The sequence below is a fragment of the Methylocystis borbori genome (genome assembly GCF_036576025.1).
Lineage (GTDB): Bacteria > Pseudomonadota > Alphaproteobacteria > Rhizobiales > Beijerinckiaceae > Methylocystis > Methylocystis borbori.
On record NZ_JAZHYN010000002.1, the window covers coordinates 42375 to 59243 of the forward strand.

The 16869-nt window shown below is 60.6% G+C and carries 13 protein-coding genes and 1 tRNA gene; 6 read left to right on the forward strand and 8 right to left on the reverse strand.

What is annotated here, in order from left to right; all coding sequences use genetic code 11:
* The first annotated feature begins 24 nt into the window (after positions 1-24).
* From V3H18_RS01045 to V3H18_RS01055, 3 genes are all read left to right on the forward strand, one after another.
* Positions 25-699 carry a hypothetical protein gene (locus V3H18_RS01045; RefSeq protein WP_332080017.1) on the forward strand — a complete coding sequence of 225 codons (675 nt, stop codon included), beginning with the start codon at positions 25-27 and terminating at the stop codon, positions 697-699.
* A gap of 79 nt (positions 700-778) precedes the next feature.
* Entirely contained in the window at positions 779-3193 is a 2415-nt protein-coding gene (locus V3H18_RS01050; protein ID WP_332080018.1) for a TonB-dependent siderophore receptor, read from the forward strand.
* Positions 3194-3527: 334 nt separating this feature from the next.
* Entirely contained in the window at positions 3528-3866 is a 339-nt protein-coding gene (locus tag V3H18_RS01055) for a hypothetical protein (RefSeq protein ID WP_332080019.1), read from the forward strand.
* A 45-nt stretch (positions 3867-3911) separates the two neighbouring features.
* On the opposite strand, the gene V3H18_RS01060 is transcribed toward V3H18_RS01055, so the two are convergent.
* The 5 genes from V3H18_RS01060 to V3H18_RS01080 form a co-directional block, all read right to left on the reverse strand.
* Positions 3912-5132: a sialidase family protein gene (locus V3H18_RS01060; RefSeq protein ID WP_332080020.1), complete on the reverse strand. Its 1221-nt coding sequence runs from the start codon at positions 5130-5132 to the stop codon at positions 3912-3914.
* A 485-nt stretch (positions 5133-5617) separates the two neighbouring features.
* A complete protein-coding gene (locus V3H18_RS01065; RefSeq protein WP_332080021.1) occupies positions 5618-5887 on the reverse strand; it encodes a hypothetical protein in 270 nt (89 codons plus the stop codon).
* Between the two features lie 3 nt (positions 5888-5890).
* Positions 5891-7684: an extracellular solute-binding protein gene (locus V3H18_RS01070; RefSeq protein WP_332080022.1), complete on the reverse strand. Its 1794-nt coding sequence runs from the start codon at positions 7682-7684 to the stop codon at positions 5891-5893.
* A 118-nt stretch (positions 7685-7802) separates the two neighbouring features.
* On the reverse strand, positions 7803-8726 hold the full coding sequence (locus V3H18_RS01075) for a methyltransferase domain-containing protein (protein WP_332080023.1): 924 nt from the start codon (positions 8724-8726) through the stop codon (positions 7803-7805).
* 19 nt (positions 8727-8745) lie between these two features.
* The gene (locus tag V3H18_RS01080; RefSeq protein WP_332080024.1) at positions 8746-10962 is read right to left on the reverse strand and encodes a TonB-dependent receptor family protein; all 2217 of its coding nucleotides are present in this window, start codon (positions 10960-10962) and stop codon (positions 8746-8748) included.
* An 847-nt stretch (positions 10963-11809) separates the two neighbouring features.
* On the opposite strand from V3H18_RS01080, the gene V3H18_RS01085 reads away from it, so the two are divergent.
* Positions 11810-12487, forward strand: coding sequence for a response regulator transcription factor (locus V3H18_RS01085; RefSeq protein ID WP_332080025.1), 678 nt, complete (start codon positions 11810-11812; stop codon positions 12485-12487).
* Positions 12487-13917: a sensor histidine kinase gene (locus V3H18_RS01090; protein ID WP_332080026.1), complete on the forward strand. Its 1431-nt coding sequence runs from the start codon at positions 12487-12489 to the stop codon at positions 13915-13917. Before V3H18_RS01085 ends, V3H18_RS01090 begins: the two co-directional genes overlap by 1 nt.
* Positions 13918-13982: 65 nt before the next feature.
* Here the strand turns inward: V3H18_RS01090 and V3H18_RS01095 are convergent, their stop codons facing one another.
* Positions 13983-14165 carry an ATP-binding protein gene (locus V3H18_RS01095; RefSeq protein ID WP_332080106.1) on the reverse strand — a complete coding sequence of 61 codons (183 nt, stop codon included), beginning with the start codon at positions 14163-14165 and terminating at the stop codon, positions 13983-13985.
* A 225-nt stretch (positions 14166-14390) separates the two neighbouring features.
* Positions 14391-14466: transfer RNA gene (locus V3H18_RS01100), tRNA-Glu, on the reverse strand.
* 127 nt (positions 14467-14593) lie between these two features.
* Here V3H18_RS01100 and V3H18_RS01105 point away from each other — a divergent pair.
* Complete coding sequence (locus tag V3H18_RS01105; protein ID WP_332080027.1) at positions 14594-16447, forward strand: ABC-F family ATP-binding cassette domain-containing protein; 1854 nt, start codon at positions 14594-14596, stop codon at positions 16445-16447.
* An 80-nt stretch (positions 16448-16527) separates the two neighbouring features.
* Here the strand turns inward: V3H18_RS01105 and V3H18_RS01110 are convergent, their stop codons facing one another.
* Entirely contained in the window at positions 16528-16818 is a 291-nt protein-coding gene (locus tag V3H18_RS01110; protein ID WP_332080028.1) for a GNAT family N-acetyltransferase, read from the reverse strand.
* Positions 16819-16869: the final 51 nt, after the last annotated feature.

Sequence of the window (16869 nt, forward strand, 5' to 3'; positions counted from 1 at the left end):
TGGCCACCCGCTGAGGGAGCCTGGTTGGTTGTGGCTAAAATGTCACAACCGGCTGTAATTGCCAGCATCAAGTGCATTGACAGGCTGCTGCAAGGTGACGGGCGTATCAAATGTGCCGAGAAATCGTCGCTTCCGGAAGACTTCGATTTGGGACGGTCAATGCGCTGGAATCATCCGCCTGCCGAATTTAGAAAATCCGATCCGCGCGCGGCGGCTGTCGGCTTTTCGATTCAATTCGGCGCCCGCATTGGCTTTCATGCGTCGAAGATTTTTTCCTACAGGAGTGATCTTTGGTCCTTAGCGCGATTATCCCCCTATCGTCTTCTCACCCTTTGTCTGCAGATCGCCGCCATCGCCCTCTTGGTAGCGGCCGGTCCACGCGCGGCGATCGAATCTCGAGAGTTTGAGGCGGTTGGAAGCAGCCTGATATCGTCCGCAGACGCCGCCAACTGTAATGCGCGGGCAGGCGAGGAAGCCCCCGCGCATCCGCGCCGCGCTCATGCTCAATGCTGCATAACCTGCGCGGCGGCAGGGCGCGACGCGTTAGCTTTCCTCATCGCAGACTTATACATCGCGGGATATTATTTCGCTCCCGAAGCCAACCTATCCGTCGCCTATTTTGCTGATAGGGGATTCTTTCCTCCCGTCTTGGGATGGGTCAGCAGTTGGTCCTCCCGCGCCCCTCCCGTGTCTCCCTGACCTGATCGCCTCCTCGAGGCGGGCTGCGCTACTCTCAGATCAAATCAGGAATGCGGTTCGCGCCGCGTAGGGGATTCTCATGTCCATCAACACTCTATTGCGCGGCGTTTCCGCCGGCGCAGTCGCCATCATATGCTTGTCGTCCGTGGCCGAAGCGCAACAAAACCTGCCCACGATCGATATCGGGGCGCGCGCCACAGGCAAACCCCAGCGCCCGCGGGTTTCGCCGGGCGGATCGCAAGGCGTCGCCTCGCAACCGTCGCCATCCCAGGCTGTTGCGCCTCAGCCGCTTCTCGGGATTCCACGCCGGCAGGACAGCTATGTCGTCAAGACCACCTCAACCGCGACGAAGATGGCCATTCCCATGATCCAGCTTCCCGCATCCGTGAAGGTGGTGCCAGGCGAAGTCATTCAGGATCAGAGCGTAACCGACATTAAAGGCGCGCTGGAAAATGTCAGCGGCGTGCAAACGGCGCAGACGCAGGGCGGCAACGCGTCCTTCACCCGCATTCGCGGCTTCCTCACGCCGCGAATCTTCCGAAACGGTCTGTTGGCGGTGTCGCCGACCAACTTTACTGATTTCGGCACGTCGAACATCGAGAGAATCGAAGTGATGAAAGGGCCGGACGCGATGCTCTACGGACGCAGCGATCCTGGCGGGTTGATCAACTTGATAACGAAGCGTCCCGTCGTCAATCGGATCAACATGGTCCAGCAGCGGATCGGCAAGTATAATGACTATTTCACCGAATGGGATTCGGCCGACTCGTTGACCGACGACAAATCTCTCTTCTATCGATTCTCCGGCGGCTATTTGAACACTGGCGGATTTGTTGATTTCAGCCATGCCGAGCGTGTGCATCTCAATCCGAGCGTCGCCTGGCGCCCGGATGAGGATACGACCCTCGTGGCGGACGTGGAGTATTACAATCAGGATTATCGGCCCAATCTCGGTCTGACCATTAATCCCTTCAACACCTCTCGGCCGGCCGACGTTCCGGTTTCACGCAACTTTGAAGGGCCTTACGTGCCGCTATCCAATAACCGCAATGTCTTTGCCGGATCGGAGTTCACGCACCGCTTCAACGACGCGTTCACGTTCAAGCAGCGGTTCCTGGCGGCGTTCCTGCATCATGACGACGCCTACTCCAGTCATGCAGGCGTCGACGCGATCGGCAATGTCCTGAAAATTCCCTTCAGCCAGCAGAATGACTCGGACGTCTACGGAACCAATTTCGATCTGCTCGGGCATTTTGATTTTCTTGGCGCCCACCACGACACGCTGCTCGGATTCGACTATCAGCGCGTCCACTCGATATACGGCAATCAGGGGCGTTTTTTTCCGACGAATCCCTTGTTCACCGTCAATATGTTCTATCCGTGGACCAGCAATGTCTACAACTGGATCCCTACAGCCTTTTATAACTGGCAAAGCGTGTATGACAGGCCCCGCTTCCTGAATGATCGCCAGGCGAACCTCTCCAACCAGGAAGGGCTCTACTTCCAAGATCACATCACGCTTCTTGACGAGAAAGTGCATATTCTGGGTGGCGGCCGCTTTGACTGGTTCTGGCAAGGCCAGGCGAGAGGCTCCACCGGCAACCTGGCGGAATCTTTCATTTACACTCAACCCTGGATCATCAATCCCGCCGCCGGCGGCAATCCCTTGTCTGACGCCAATCGTCAGTACTCTTTCTTTGCGCCCACGCGTTTCGACTCGGCCTTCAGTCCGCGCGTCGGACTCCTCTTTCAGCCCGTTCCGTGGGCGAGTTTCTACGGAAGTTGGACGCAGGCGTTCGGACCTAACGTCAACGCCTCGGTTGGCGTCGATCAATTCAATCGGCCCTTCGCGCCCGGCAAGAGCGAACAGATCGAAATCGGCGCCAAGGCTGAGTGGTTCGAGGGACGTCTGTTGACGACGCTGGCGCTATACAACCTCACTAAGACGAATATTCCCGTGAGGGACGTCACGTCGCTGGATCCGACCGCGCTCGTGTTGGTCGGCGCAGCGCGTAGCCGGGGCATAGAACTCGACGCGACGGGGAAGATTCTCGATAATCTTAGCTTGATTAGCAGCTTCACCTATCTGGACGCGCGCGTCACCAAGGACAATAACACGGACCCCGCGACCACCACGCTGGGGCGCCGCCTGATCGGCGTGCCGCGCTATCAGGGCAGCTTCTGGGCGAAGTGGGACATAAAGGAGATTGCCGAGCTCGATGGGTTCAGTCTTGGGTTTGGCGTGTTCGTCGTCGGCAACCGCCAGGGCGACGATCAGAGCACCTTCCAGCTGCCCGGCTATGTGCGGCTCGACGCGATGGCCGCCTACAAGTTCAAGGTTATGGGCAATGAGGTGACGGCGCAGCTCAATCTGCGCAACCTCGCCAACACTCGATATTTCGAATCCGCAGACAACAACTTCTCCACGCCAAAATACAATATCTATCCGGGCGCGCCATTCAATGCGATGGGCACCGTAAGAGTTGCGTTCTAACTGAGCGAGCCGAGCGTCTTGCGCCGTGAAGAAGAGAAGTCGGACGCCGTCCCAGGCGGCGCCGACGAATCGCCAGCACAGTCGTGCGACGGGACTGGCGACATCGATGAGTCCCGATCGTTCCACGGCGGTGAATGTTTCGGCATGAGAAATGCGCGGACTACGGCAAGATCGTTTCTGATTAAGAAATTATCTTCGCCGGCGTCTCGTCGCATTGATGTTGGACGGCTCGACGCCGCAAACGCGCGCGATTCATATGCGACCCGCCGAAGCCGGCCGACCTTAGTCAAATTGATTTCACGGCGTTACAAGTTCATTTCTCGAAAGGAAGCGCATGATCGAACGCGAAAAATCAACGCATTCATTCCTCGAGCGGCTGAGAAGGAGCCTGCCGATATCCGCGCATGCGAGACGGCCGCTTCTTGGCTACCTGCAATCGAAGCGAGTCATCGGCTCAACATCGCCGACATTGCGTGTCGTCAACGTCTTCCACAATGACTACGACGGGAATATTATGTGCCAGTTCACGGTCGAAGGCGACGCTGGCGCGCGCGTTTTTGTCGTTCCGCTGACGCAACTCGCACTTACCCGAAAGCGCCCCGCTGCGCGCGAAGCCGCGAAGGCAATCGCTCCTCGCCGACGTAAATTAGGCGCCGCCCAACCGCCGTATTAGAGGCTTACCGGCGCCTGGGCGAGCGGTTTGCGGTCAGTCCGGCGCTCAACGCCCTGCTTGGCCCAATTTCTGATTATAAACGCGCGTTATGGCCAACCGCGCGTCGGCGCCTTCGCTCTGCTCCGTCCAAAAGGCGACGAAGCCGTTAGGGGACGCCACGAGTCGCGGATGCGACGCCGACGCCTTCGGCGTCGAAAGACGCCGCGCCGCGGTCCAATGCGCGCCGCCGTCGTTGGATTGCGCCTCGTAAATGGCGAGCGAGCCGTCATTCGTTTCGGCGTCGATCATGTCCCACACCGCTGCGAGGCGGCCCTCCTTGCTGAGCGCAATGTCGCCATGTGCGGCGCTTTCGTCGCCGAGTTTGAAGGGCGTCGTCCAGCTCCTGCCGCCGTCGGCGGACTTCACGTAATAAAAGCCGGCGTCGCCCCTCTTGCGTGTGCCGACGACGGCGTGGATTTCGGTCGAGCCGCCATTGGATTTAATGGCGAGTCCGCCGCCGATATGCGGGCAGCCCGGAAAATCCCAGCCGAAAGCGCCCACCGTCGCGAGCCGAGTCCATTGCTTGGTCTTCGCGTCTACGACGCCGAGCGCCATGTCGGAGGGCTGCTTGTCGCGATAGAGCACGTAGAAATTTCCTGCCTCGTCGGCGCGTCCGGCGTTCCAACAGCAGGCGCAGGTCACATCGTCGAGCGTCGAATTTCTCGACCAGGTGACGCCGCCATCCAGCGAAAAGGCGTAACGCATCGCCTGCGCGCCTTCTACCGGAACCTCGCCATCCCGGCTGTCGAGCCAGGCGGCGTGCAGCGCCTTTGCGTCGGCGCCGAGCGTGAAGAAGGCGTGCGGGCCTTTAGGCCAATCGGCGGGGGCGGGCGTCGGCGCCCAGCTTTTTCCGCCGTTTGTCGAACGCGACGCGACCATCGGCCCTGCGCCGCCATGCTTGTTGCCCTCGACTTTACTTGTCCAGATGGCGATGAGATTCTTGCCGTGCGCAACGATGCGCGCATCCGAGCCGCGCATGAAGACGGCGCCGGCGCCTGGAGGCCCTTGCACTTCAACCGCCTCGGACCAGTTTCGCCCTGCGTCGATCGAAACCTGATGCCAGAGGCTTGCGCGTCCATCCTGATGTTTGCCGATGAGGAGATGGAGCCTGGCGCCGTCGGCGACGACGTCGAGGCTGACGACGCCATTGGGAAGGCGCATCGCGTGGCCGGCGTGTTCGCCGTCGGCTTGTTTGGGAGACTCGACCGTCACGGCGGCCCACCGCATCGGGATGTCTTGAGCCAGCGTAGCCGTTGTTTCGAGCGCGCAAGCTCCGACAAAGCTTGCGGCAGCCAAGATCAATTGACGCGAGAAATCTTCGCAATTTATGCGCATTCTATCCTCCGTCCGCGCTCTGCAAGTGCTAGACCTGTCCGTGGAAATGTCAATTGGCAGGAACAGGCTGTATTCGAGGCCCTCCGCGAGATATGGCCGCGGCCGAAGCGGCAGAGAGTCCTTTGCCTTGTCGCGATGACGGCGATCGGCGCCATGCGCATCGCGATCGAGACCTGGAGCCAGGAGGACGGGAAGCGTCCCATAATCGCCTATCTGCGCGAGGCGTTCGCCGAGTTGAAAGCTGAAATGTAAGGCGCGGGCTCCCATATCGCCTGGACGCAGTCGCCAAGCCTCGCAGCCGGTCGCCGCCCGAATATCCAAGGCCCATCAATGAGCAGATGCATGCCCGAAGGAACGGCTACGGCGACGACTTGAAATCAGATAGCAATCCCAATGCAGTAGATGTTCGCATCTTTATCCTGACCGGCGCGCCATTTGCCTATAAAACCGCGAACAATCAGGCCTCCGCGAACGCCCTTTCTGTTCTCCGGCGATAACGGCCGTTCCAGACTGGCCTTGGAGCCGTAGATGCGGATGACCCTATCGTCGACTTCTATGGCGTCGACGATCGCCCGCAGATAGGCCTTGCGGAGGCGTTCCGCCAGTTCCGCGGAGCGGGATGGCTCCGTAAGCCCTGACTGAGTCACGGGTCAAGGCTCCTTGCGCCACCAAGTCTCCAGCGTAAAGCCGAATGGGTACATCGGAAAACGCGGCAAGTAGGATGGCCGCGCGAGCTTTGCGCTATGCGCGGTCCAAATCTCGCCCGCATGAAACAGCGGCACGAAATAGAATCCGGAGAGCAACGCGCGGTCGAGCGCGCGCGCGACAGCGATATATTCGTCCTTCACGCGCGCGAAAGGCAATGCGTCGACAAGCGCGTCGAGCGCGGGCGACGACGCGCCCGCGAGATTGACGCCGCTCTCCCGGTCGATGCTGCTCGAACTCCAGCGGTTCTTCTGCTCCTGTCCCGGCGTCGCTTCATGCCGCCATTGGCCGATCGTCATGTCATATTCGAATTTCTGTCGCCGCTGTTGATATTGAACTTCGTCATAGATCCTCGGCTCGGCCGTTATGCCAATTCGCTTCAGCGACGCAGCGAAATTAAGCGCCAAACGCTCTTCGTCACGGTCGCGGATCATGATTTCAAAAACGATCGGCTTGCCGTCCTTTTCCAGCGCAGCGCCCTTGAGCTGATATCCGCCTTCAAGCAATAGATTCTGCGCCTGCTTCGCAATCTCCCGATCGCGCCCCGTGCCGTCGTGAACAGGCGGTCGCCAACGTCCTTCTAGAATATCCTCGCGCACTGCTCCAGGAAATCGGGCGAGGAACGCGCGCTCAGCCTCGCTCGCAGACCGTCCCGAGGAGGAAAACTCCGACTCGTCGAAATAGCTTACGGTTCGCTTATAAGCGCCGCCATAGAAATTGGCGTTGATCCATTCGAAGTCGAACATCATCGCGATGGCTTCGCGCAGCCTGACGTCGCGAAAGAAATCCTTGCGCAGATTAAAGACGAAGCCTTCCATGCCGACAGGGCGGCCCGGGCGCAAAACGTCCTTGACGATCATGCCCTCGCGCAGCGCCGGAAAATCATAGCCGGTCTGCCAGCGGGTTGCGCTGGACTCTTCGCGATAATCGATCAGGCCGGCCTTCAGCGCCTCGAACAGCGCGCCACCGTCGCGATACCATTCGATGTCGATTTCATCAAAGTTATAAAGTCCTCGCTGACTGGCGACGTCTTTCGCCCAGTATTCCGGATCTCGTTGCAAAACGAGACGGGCGCCCGCTTTCGCCTCCTTTACGACATAGGGACCAGAGCCGGTGGGAATCGCCATGTTGGTCTCAGCGAAATGTTCGACGTCTGTGGCCTTCCTGGAAAGTACGGGCATGGCGGCGAGGACGAGCGGGGCTTCGCGATCCGCTAGGCCTGTCAAATCGAAACGAACCGTATGCGCGTCGAGCGCTTCGAATTTTTTCACCTGCGCGAAAGCCATGCGCTGGCCGGGACGACCCTTGGCTTTCAGCAATTCAAAGGAAAAAATCACGTCGTCGGCGACGATCGGCGTCTTATCCGCAAATCGCGCGCGCGGATCGAGATGAAAGACGACATGTTCCCGAGCGTCGTCGATGTCGACCGACTGGGCGACGAGGGCGTAAAGCGTATAGGGTTCGTCCTGCGATCGAACCATCAGGCTTTGATATACATTGCCGATCAGAAGCTGCGGCGCGGCGAAGAACTTAAGATTGTAGGGGTTGAGGCTGTCGTAGCTGCCCCGCATGCCGAGCCGCAGCCTGCCGCCTTTTGGCGCTTGGGGATTGGCGTAGGGAAAGTGGTCGAAGTTCGCTGGCAACGCGGGCTCGCCGAAGAGCGCGAGGCCATGCGTCGGCGCTTGCACCGCCGCCGCGCCATCGACGCCAACGGCGGCTATGACGGAGATGACGGTCAAAAGCAGGGATCGGCGAACGCTTGCGCCCGCCGGGAGCCTTATTCTCGAAAGGAGGCGGCCTAGCATCGGATCGCTTCTCTCTTCAGCGGGCGAAGCTGCGAGAAAGCCGTCGCCACGTTCAGAAGGGCGCATTCTCGCGCGAGAATATCGCGCGCCAACGGCGCGATACGTAACCTTCCTGAGGCACGTCCTCAAGCTTCTCGATGACGAGCCCATCGACCGCGAGGCTTTCAATATCGGCGCGGGTTAACGGACGCCAAGGCGTGGTCTGGGGCTCTCCTTCGTCGCGCGCCGCGGAGATCACCAGCAAGCGTCCGCCGGGCGCGACGAGCGACGCCAAGGCGTGGGCGGCGCGCATGAACATCTCCTCGTTAATCGTTTGCAGCGTATAGCATTCATGCACGATGTCGAAAGCGCCGAGCCATTCGTGCGGAGGGTCCAAGAGGTCGGCGGCGCGATAGTCGACGAGACTGTTTGGATAGCGTCGCTTCGCCCAATCGATCGCGCGTTCGATGTAATCGAACGCCGCGACGCGCGCGCCGGCTGCGGCCAGAGCCTCGGCGTTGTCGCCAAGTCCGCAGCCGACATCGAGCGCGCGTTTCCCGCTCAGCGTTTTTTGTCCCGCGAGCCAATCCATCAGCAAGGAATTTGGCTCCAGCGCGGCCCAAGGAACATTGGCGGCGTCGTCATTCGCAAGGGCGTAGACCTTCGAGAACCACCGATCGCCCGTAGGATCGCTCGGGTCTCCTTCCGGCGTCATATGAGGGTTCATCGCATCGAGCCGGGCGCGCGCCGCCTGGCGCCGCGCGCGAAAATCCGCGTCCCAGACGTCGCCATCATGCGCGACATGCGCCGTATAGCCTGCCTCTGCGATGGCCTTGATCACGCTCGCAGGCTGGTCCGGCGTTGGCGAAACGGCGACTGTGCCTGTCGCAAGGTCTATGTCGATCTTCGCGCCGGGCAGCGCCGCCTGCACCGCCTCCGTGACATGCTTGGCGCAGCCGCTGCAGCGCATTTTTTCGACATGAAACATCGTCGTCATTTCCCGCCTCGCCTCGCGTTCAGAATTTGAGTTTGATGCCGCCAGCGAAAGCGCGCGGCTGGCCGGCGAGGATGCCTGCGCCCTGGGCCGTCGCCAGACCGCCGGTCGGCCAGACCAGCGGCGTTTGTATGGGGGTGCCCGTAAGGAGCGTGTTGCCGACAACGAATGCGCCGGCGACGTAAGTCCGGTTAAAGATGTTCGAGACGTCAAAAAAGAGCTCGATGTTTTTGACATAGAAGTCAGCTATGTCGTGATTATAGTGAGCGTTCACGTTGAACACGCTGTAGCTCGGTATGGCGGTGAAATTGGCGTTGTCGATCGTGTAGGAGCTCTTAAGGACATATTCGACATAGGCGCCGAGGCCCGAAAGATCGCCATAAGGCTGGTCATATCCGACGCGCGTCGTCAGCGTATGCGGCGGCACATTCGGAATCCTGTTGCCGGCGCGATTATATAAGACCGCTCGGCCGCCGACTGTTCCAAGATCGTCCCAATAATTCGTGAAGAACTGATCGTTGAACGTATAGGCCGTGATCAGCCGCCATCCCTCAAAGGGCCGCCAATCGGCGTTGACTTCCACGCCGCGATGTAGAGAGGCGGGAATGTTCGTTTGATAGCTGGCGACCACGCCGCCCACAGAATTGGCCAACGTTAAAATTTCGTTGCGGTGCCATTCGTTGAAACCGGTCACGCTCACGGTGAGATTGGAGCGTGGCGTCCAGTCGATCCCGAGATCGACCCCCATATTGGTCTGGGCCTTCAGCGGATTGGTGCCGACGCCGTTTCGCGTGCTGGTGAGAAACACGAATGTCGGCGTGCTGTAGCCCGTCGCATAGCGGGCCCGCACTTGCCATTCGGGGCTGTAGCGATAGGTGAGCGACGCTTCCGGCGCCGTGTTCCAATAGTCATTGTCGACGGCGACCTGATAGGGAAATCTGGGCTGCGGATTGGGGTAGATATAAGCGGTGTTGACGCCCCAAACGCGATTCCAATTGGCGCTGAATCCCACGACGCCAGTCAGGCCCGGCGCGAGCGCAATCTCTTCGCGCGCGCGCAGGCCAATGTTTGACGTGTAGGAATCCATCTTGCCGACTTGCGCGCCGATCGCGCCGCTATACCAGACATTAGCAATTTGGTTAAAGGTCGGATTGGTGGTTTTGGCGTTGTTATAGAAGAACTGAAGAAAGTGCGTCGCCGGAAATCCAAACAGCGGCGTGTGACTGGTAATGTCGGTCTGCGCGGTGATGCCCACCGTCGGACCTCTCATAGCCACCGGGCCGCCTTGTCCTCCTGGGCCCAATATCGGCGGCGGCCAAGTTCCGTTGATGTTATCGAGATAGTCGTAAGTGAATTGCGATCGCCACGTCGTGTTGTTATCAAAATCATGCTCGAACTGGACGCCGCCGATCTGTCTGAGTGTGTTCGAATGAGTGCCAAGCTGCCAGACGCTTTGGCGAACGGTCGCGCCGGATATGCCATTCACCGGCACGTTCAGATTATTGCACAAGTTGAGATTCAGGGCGACCGGGATGGAACAGCCGTAATTTTTCTGAAAAGGATTGAGGTAGTATACCGTTAGATTTTCTCGGTTGATGAACTCAGATCTCAAGTCGTTGGCGATATATTTCACGATGACGCGATCGGTGGGGGTCACGTCCCATCTGGCGAGAAGCTTGGCTTGTTTGCCTGAGTAAGAATTGCGGGCATAGCCGCTGCCATTGGCGTCGGAAGCAAAAAACGCCAGATCGAAGGCGCCGAGCGCTGTGTCCTTCACCGCCTTGCCGACGCGAATGTAATTGTTGACATAGCCGAAGCTGCCAAATTCCGATCCTGTGTTGACGCCGTCGATTTCGGCGCCGGAAAAGGTGCGAAAATTGATCGCGCCGCCATAGGCGTAATTGCCGAAGAGCGCGGATGAGGGTCCGCGATAGACGTCGACGGCGGCGTAAGAGTGCGGATCGAGCAGGTCGGTGCGGCCATTGCCGTCCGCCGTCATGATCGGAAATCCGTCTTCCCACAGCATGATGTTGCGGATGCCAAAAGGAAACCCCGTGCCGAGCCGGTTGCCGGACCCGCGAATCGAGATCATCAGATCGCGCGCATTATTGCCTTGCTGTATGGAGACGCCGGGGCTGTAATTCAGCACTCCCCGGACGTCGAGCAGCGGCGTTGGCGTCAGGAATTTGGTGTTGACGGTCGTTACCGTCTCCCCTGGCGGATCCCGGTAGATCGGCAATTTGGCCCGCGCAGCGCTGAAGCCTGGCGCGTATGGCGCCGACGAGGGAGCGGGCTCGGGGGCTGCCGGAGAGGGGGCGGGCGCCTGTCGGGATGCGCCGATTTGGATGGTAGGAAGGACCTGCTGGGCGCTTGCAGCCGACGGAAGGAAGGCGAGCAGCATCGACGCGGCGGACGCGCCGCGCAATAGGACTGAGCGGGACATACGATTCTCCTGATGCGGCTTTCATCCAGCCGCTCGAGCTACAGTGACATTGGGCCTTGTTGGCCCAGGCGCTGAGATCAGGAGAGGAAAGGGGGCGCGCGCGAGGACCAGGGGCGCGTCGACTCGAACGCCCGCGGCGGCAAGTCTTTTGTCGGAATCCTCGCCAGCGCTTTCGCCTTCACGGGAGGCGGGAAGGCGATACGGCTTACGACGATCGCGTCGAAATCCAACCCTTCGCCGGAAGCGCTAAAGCAACAGGCAAGGCAGCACTGCCAGCAGATATCGTTCCGAACGGGCGTCTCGCCGGCGGGGCTGCTGACGCAGTCCTGCGCTATTGGAGAAATAGAGGTTGTTTCAAAGGTCTGCGCACGCTCCGACCCCGCCGGAGCGATCGCGAAAGCGACGCTCTGGAGCGCGAGGATGAGGAGAAATATCCAGCTGGTCCGGCGCAAGTTCCGACCTCGAACAAGTGTATGCGTTGACCTAACATCGGAGGGTAACGCGAGGGCAACCGTTGGGGGATTGCGCGCAAGAGACGAAAATATGAAAATTGCTGTTGCAAGGATGCAACACAAACCAATAGGGTTCGTCATTGGAGGCGCGTTCCGAGAACTCAACGAACGCGAGGTGCGGACATCCTCCTATGAAAATATTGGTCGTTGAAGACCAGCGCGACTTGGGCTCCATGATGCGCGATCGCCTCGGGCGGTCGGGCTATGTCGTCGACTGCGTCGGCACGATCGCCGAGACGCTCGAAGCGCTTCGCGCCTATGATTATCCAGTCCTGCTGCTTGATAGAAGGCTCCCCGACGGGGACGGCATGAATTTTCTGCCTCAGATTCGCTCGCTGCGGCCGAGCATCCGCGTGCTCATGGTGACGGCGTTGCGATCGATCGACGACCGAATCAACGGCCTCGACGCCGGTGCCGACGACTATCTGGTAAAGCCCTTCGCCGCCGATGAATTGCTGGCCCGCGTTCGCGCCAGCCTAAGGCGTCCCGGCGCCGTTTCAATCCCCACGGTTTCCGTCGGCGCGCTGTCCTTTGACCTCAATCAGCGCGAGGCATACGTGAATGGTCGTCCGTTGATCCTGCCCAAGCGCGAGTTGCTGTTGCTCGAAACTTTGATGCGCCGCGCCGGCCGAGCGGTCATGCATTCGACGATCATTGACGAAATATACGGCCTTGATGAGCAGGTGCAGAACAATGCGCTAAAAATGCTGGCGTCGCGCTTGCGACAGAGGCTGAGAGATGCGGGCGCGGGCGTCGATATTTATGCGACCCGCAGCGTCGGCTATCTGATCGCGCCGGTGCGCGTGTGATGTGGCGCCGCTCGCTGTCTTCTCGCTTGATCCTCTACTGGATCGTCGGATCGCTGCTCGTCTTTTTCTCCACGCCGGTGACGGTGCAAATCCCTCTCGCCTTCTTCTGGGGACGAGACCACAGCCATGCGCCTGAAGTCTGGACAACGAAACGGGCGCGGGAGGCGGTGATCGACGCGCTCCGGCGCGCTCCCGACGGGACGCTCTATGTTGAGCCGACCGAAGCGCTGCGGAAGCATAAGGAGCGCAACCCAGACTTTCGATATGCCGTTTTCGACCCCGCAACCGGGGCGCTCCTTCCTGGCTCGTCCGCGGACTTGGCCGAGAACTTCAAAGCGTTGATGGGCAATGTCGAAGTATTCGGCTCTCTATTCCATTTGTCCAACGACGCCAACGTCAGGGCGCGCGGATACATCCGCACGACGGTTACGCCTTTCGGGAAGCTTGGCACCATCGTTTATGGCTCCAACTTTCATTGGGACGACGTGTTCTACCAGCTGCACGCTTATCTGGTGACCGAAAACCTTCTGGCCTATCTGCCGCTCTGCGCCCTGATATCGATCATAGGCTTTTCGGTCGTGCGGGGCGGCTTGGCGCCCGTGCGCATGGCCGCCGGAAAAATCAGACAAATGGATGTCGACACGCTCAATCAACGGATTCCCGACGCCAATTTACCGTCCGAGATTCTACCCTTCGTCGAAGCTGTGAACGACGCTTTTCAGCGTGTCCATGAGGGCGTCGCTCGGCAGAGGCGCTTCGCCGCCAATTCAGCGCATGAGCTGCGCACGCCGATCGCGATTTTATGCGCGCGCCTCGACAAGATGGAGGACGGCCCCCTCAAGCGCGAAATGCAGCGCGACGCCTCACGCATCAAAACGATCCTCGAACAATTGCTCGTCCTCGCGCAAATAGAAGAGCGCGGCGATGCGAATGGGACGCCGGAGCTCGATCTCCCCGAAGCAATTCGTTCGACCATCGCCGACTATATGCCGATCGCCTTCGACAATAACCGCCACATCGATTACGACGCGCCTGACGCTAAGATCATCGTTCGGGGTTATCGCTGGGCCGTGGAGAGCGTCGTAACAAATCTCATCGAAAACGCCGCGCGAGCTGAACCGAATGGCGGAACGATCATCGTTCGCGTGTTGACGAACGCCACCGTCGAGGTCGTTGATCATGGTCCAGGGATAGCGCTCGCTGACCGCGAGATGATCTTCGAGCCTTTTTGGCGCAAGAGCGACGCCACGCGCGGAACAGGTCTTGGTCTTGCTATCGCTAAAGAGCTAATGGACAAGCTCGGCGGCCGTATTTGGGTGGAAGAAACGCCCGGCGGCGGCGCTACGTTCAAACTGGCGTTTCCAACGAACATGTCGTCGATGTTTCGGCCGTTCACGCAGAATCATGACTCGAAGCGTCAGAAATTATAACGCCATTTTAATGATATAAGAGTTCAGGACAAAGATGCGAACACTTATGTCTTTGAAATACTGCTCTAACCGACTGACACCTTTTCATGAGCGTCGGACGCGCCCGCCTTTTCCACGGTCCGCTCGCTAGGGAGCGATAGTTTGAACGTCGCGCCTCCGCCGGGCGTGTCCTGGATAGGGATTGCACCCCCGAGTAACTCGACAAGTTCCTTCACAATGGATAGTCCGAGCCCGGATCCTGGCGAGATTTACTCCTTGCGCCAGAATGGTTCATCGAACGATTCGGCGCTTTCATGCGGGAGCGGATCACGACACGCGGAACCGCCTTCCGCCAAGCCTACTTGCGGTCAATCGTCGACGCCATCGAGGTCGACGATAGGGCTATCCGCATCTAAGGCTCCAAGGCCAGTCTGGAACAGGCCGTCATCGCCCGAGAACAAATCGGCCGGGGCGTTCGCAATTTTATACGCAAATGGCGCGCCCAAGGGGATTCGAACCCCTGTTTTCGCCGTGAAAGGGCGACGTCCTAGGCCTCTAGACGATGGGCGCGGGCTGCGCGGCCGCGTCGCGGCGGCGCGAGGCGTGTATAGAGGCGCGGGCGGCGCAAGACAAGACCGGCGCGCCGCCGCTATCCCCGTTTGCGCCCCTCCCGCCCAAGCTCTAAAGCATCGCGGCCATGCTCACGATCAACGATCTCGTCTTCCGGCTGGGAAACCGCCTGCTCTTCGACCACGCCGGCGTTTTCGTCCCCACGCGCGCAAGGGCGGGTTTCGTCGGCCGCAACGGCGCGGGCAAGACCACGCTGTTTCGGCTGATCGACGGCGAGATCGCGCCCGAAAGCGGGACCATTTCGCTGCCCGCGCGCACAAGGCTCGGGCGCGTGGAACAAGAGGCGCCGGGCGGTCCGACGACGCTTATCGACTTCGTGCTTGCGGCCGACCTTGAGCGTGCGGAGCTTGTCGCCCGCGCCGGGGCGGCCATGGACCCCCATGACATCGCCGAGATTCAGACGCGGCTCGCCGATATCGACGCGCATTCGGCGCCCGCGCGCGCCGCCGCCATTCTGCATGGCCTCGGTTTCGACGCCGAGGCGCAGCTTCGTCCGCTGTCGGAATTCTCCGGCGGCTGGCGCATGCGCGTCGCGCTCGCGGCCGTGCTGTTTTCGGAGCCCGATCTGCTTCTCCTCGACGAGCCGACGAATTATCTCGATCTCGAAGGAACGCTCTGGCTGGTCGATTATCTGGCGCGCTACCCGGCGAGCGTCGTCGTCATCAGCCATGACCGCGATCTTCTCGACGCGGTCGCAACGCATATTCTCCACCTCGAAAACGGCAAGCTCTCCCTCTATAAGGGCGACTATTCCTCCTTCGAGAAGCAGCGGCGCGAGGCGCAACTGCTCGCCGCGAAAGGCGCAAAGAAACAGGAAGCGCAACGCGCGCATCTGCAGGCTTTCGTCGATCGCTTCCGCGCCAAGGCGACGAAGGCGCGCCAGGCGCAGTCGCGCCTGAAGCTCCTCGCCAAAATGCAGCCTATCGCGGCGATCGTCGACGACGCCGTTCTGCCGATCCATCTGCCGTCGCCCGAAAAGCCCTTGTCGCCGCCGATCATTGCGCTGGAGAAAGCCTCCGTCGGTTATGGCGATCGGGTGGTGTTGTCGCGCCTGTCGCTGTCGCTTTCCAACGACGACCGCATCGGCCTGCTCGGCGCCAATGGCAATGGCAAATCGACTTTCGCCAAGCTCCTCGCGGGGCGCCTTTCAGCCTGCGCCGGCGAAGTCGTGCGCGCGCCCAAACTCGAGGCAGGCTTTTTCGCGCAGCATCAGATCGACGATCTGAACGAACAGGATACGCCCTATGCGATCTTCGCGCGGCTGATGCCGGAGGCGACGGAGGCGAAGGCGCGCGCCCGCGCCGCGCAGACAGGCTTTTCCGGCGCGCGCGCCGACACCAAGGTCGCGAATCTCTCCGGCGGCGAGAAGGCGCGGCTGCTGCTCGGCGTCGCCTCTTTCAACGCGCCGCATCTTCTAATCCTCGACGAGCCGACGAACCATCTCGACATCGACAGCCGCGCCGCGCTGATCGAGGCGATCAACGATTACGAAGGGGCCGTCGTGCTCGTCTCGCATGACCGCTATCTGCTGGAGGCCTGCGCCGATCGCCTGTGGCTCGTCGATGACGGCACGGTGCGCGCTTTCGACGGCGACATGGACGATTACGCGCGCCTCGTGCTCTCGAAAAGGCGCCCCGAGGAGGTAAAGCGCGCGCCGTCAGCGCCTGCGCCCGAGGCGCCGAAGCGACGCGACGCCGGCCAAACGCGGCGCAAGCTCGCCGCGGCGGAAGAAAAGATGGAGAAGTTTACGCAGCTTCTCGCCCGCGTCGACGCGGCGCTCGCCGCGCCGGACGCCTTCTCGCGCAATCCGCAGGAGGCCGCGCGTCTCGCCGCGCAGCGCGAGGAGCTGGCGCACGCGCTCGCCGCCGCCGAGGAGCAATGGCTGGAGCTCGCCGCGGAGGCGGAAGGGGCGGGGCGGTGAAAAGCCCCCTCATCGCCTAAGGTCGAAATCTCGCCGCGGTTCTCCCTTCTCCCGCAAGCGGGAGAAGGGAGAACCGCGAGCTAATCTTCAAACTCTGGATGACGCCGCAAATAATCGACGACGAAGGAGCATTCAGCTTTCGCCTTCAACCCTCGCGCTCGCGCTTCTTGCAGCGCGTTGCGGATGAGTTCGGAGGCGGCGCCCTGGCCGCGCGCCGCCGGCGGGGTTTGCGTCGATGTGAAGACCATGGCGTCCTTGTCGATGCGGTAATAGGCGACGGCCGTTTCGCCGTCGACGTCAAGTTCGAACCGATTGCGTTCAGGATTGTCGCGGACTTTCCCCCAGCGACGCCTGGATGCAGCTTGTTCCATTCCGGCCTCCCAATGCGTTCGTGATGCCGAAATGGGCGTGGCGGGCAAAAA

Excerpts from the sequence above, each read along its gene's own strand:
- V3H18_RS01050 (WP_332080018.1), top strand. The coding sequence starts at position 779 with ATGTCCATCAACACTCTATTGCGCGGCGTTTCCGCCGGCGCAGTCGCC.
- V3H18_RS01055 (WP_332080019.1), top strand. The coding sequence starts at position 3,528 with ATGATCGAACGCGAAAAATCAACGCATTCATTCCTCGAGCGGCTGAGA.
- V3H18_RS01060 (WP_332080020.1), bottom strand. The coding sequence starts at position 5,132 with ATGCGGTGGGCCGCCGTGACGGTCGAGTCTCCCAAACAAGCCGACGGC.
- V3H18_RS01075 (WP_332080023.1), bottom strand. The coding sequence starts at position 8,726 with ATGACGACGATGTTTCATGTCGAAAAAATGCGCTGCAGCGGCTGCGCC.
- V3H18_RS01085 (WP_332080025.1), top strand. The coding sequence starts at position 11,810 with ATGAAAATATTGGTCGTTGAAGACCAGCGCGACTTGGGCTCCATGATG.
- V3H18_RS01090 (WP_332080026.1), top strand. The coding sequence starts at position 12,487 with ATGTGGCGCCGCTCGCTGTCTTCTCGCTTGATCCTCTACTGGATCGTC.
- V3H18_RS01105 (WP_332080027.1), top strand. The coding sequence starts at position 14,594 with ATGCTCACGATCAACGATCTCGTCTTCCGGCTGGGAAACCGCCTGCTC.
- V3H18_RS01110 (WP_332080028.1), bottom strand. The coding sequence starts at position 16,818 with ATGGAACAAGCTGCATCCAGGCGTCGCTGGGGGAAAGTCCGCGACAAT.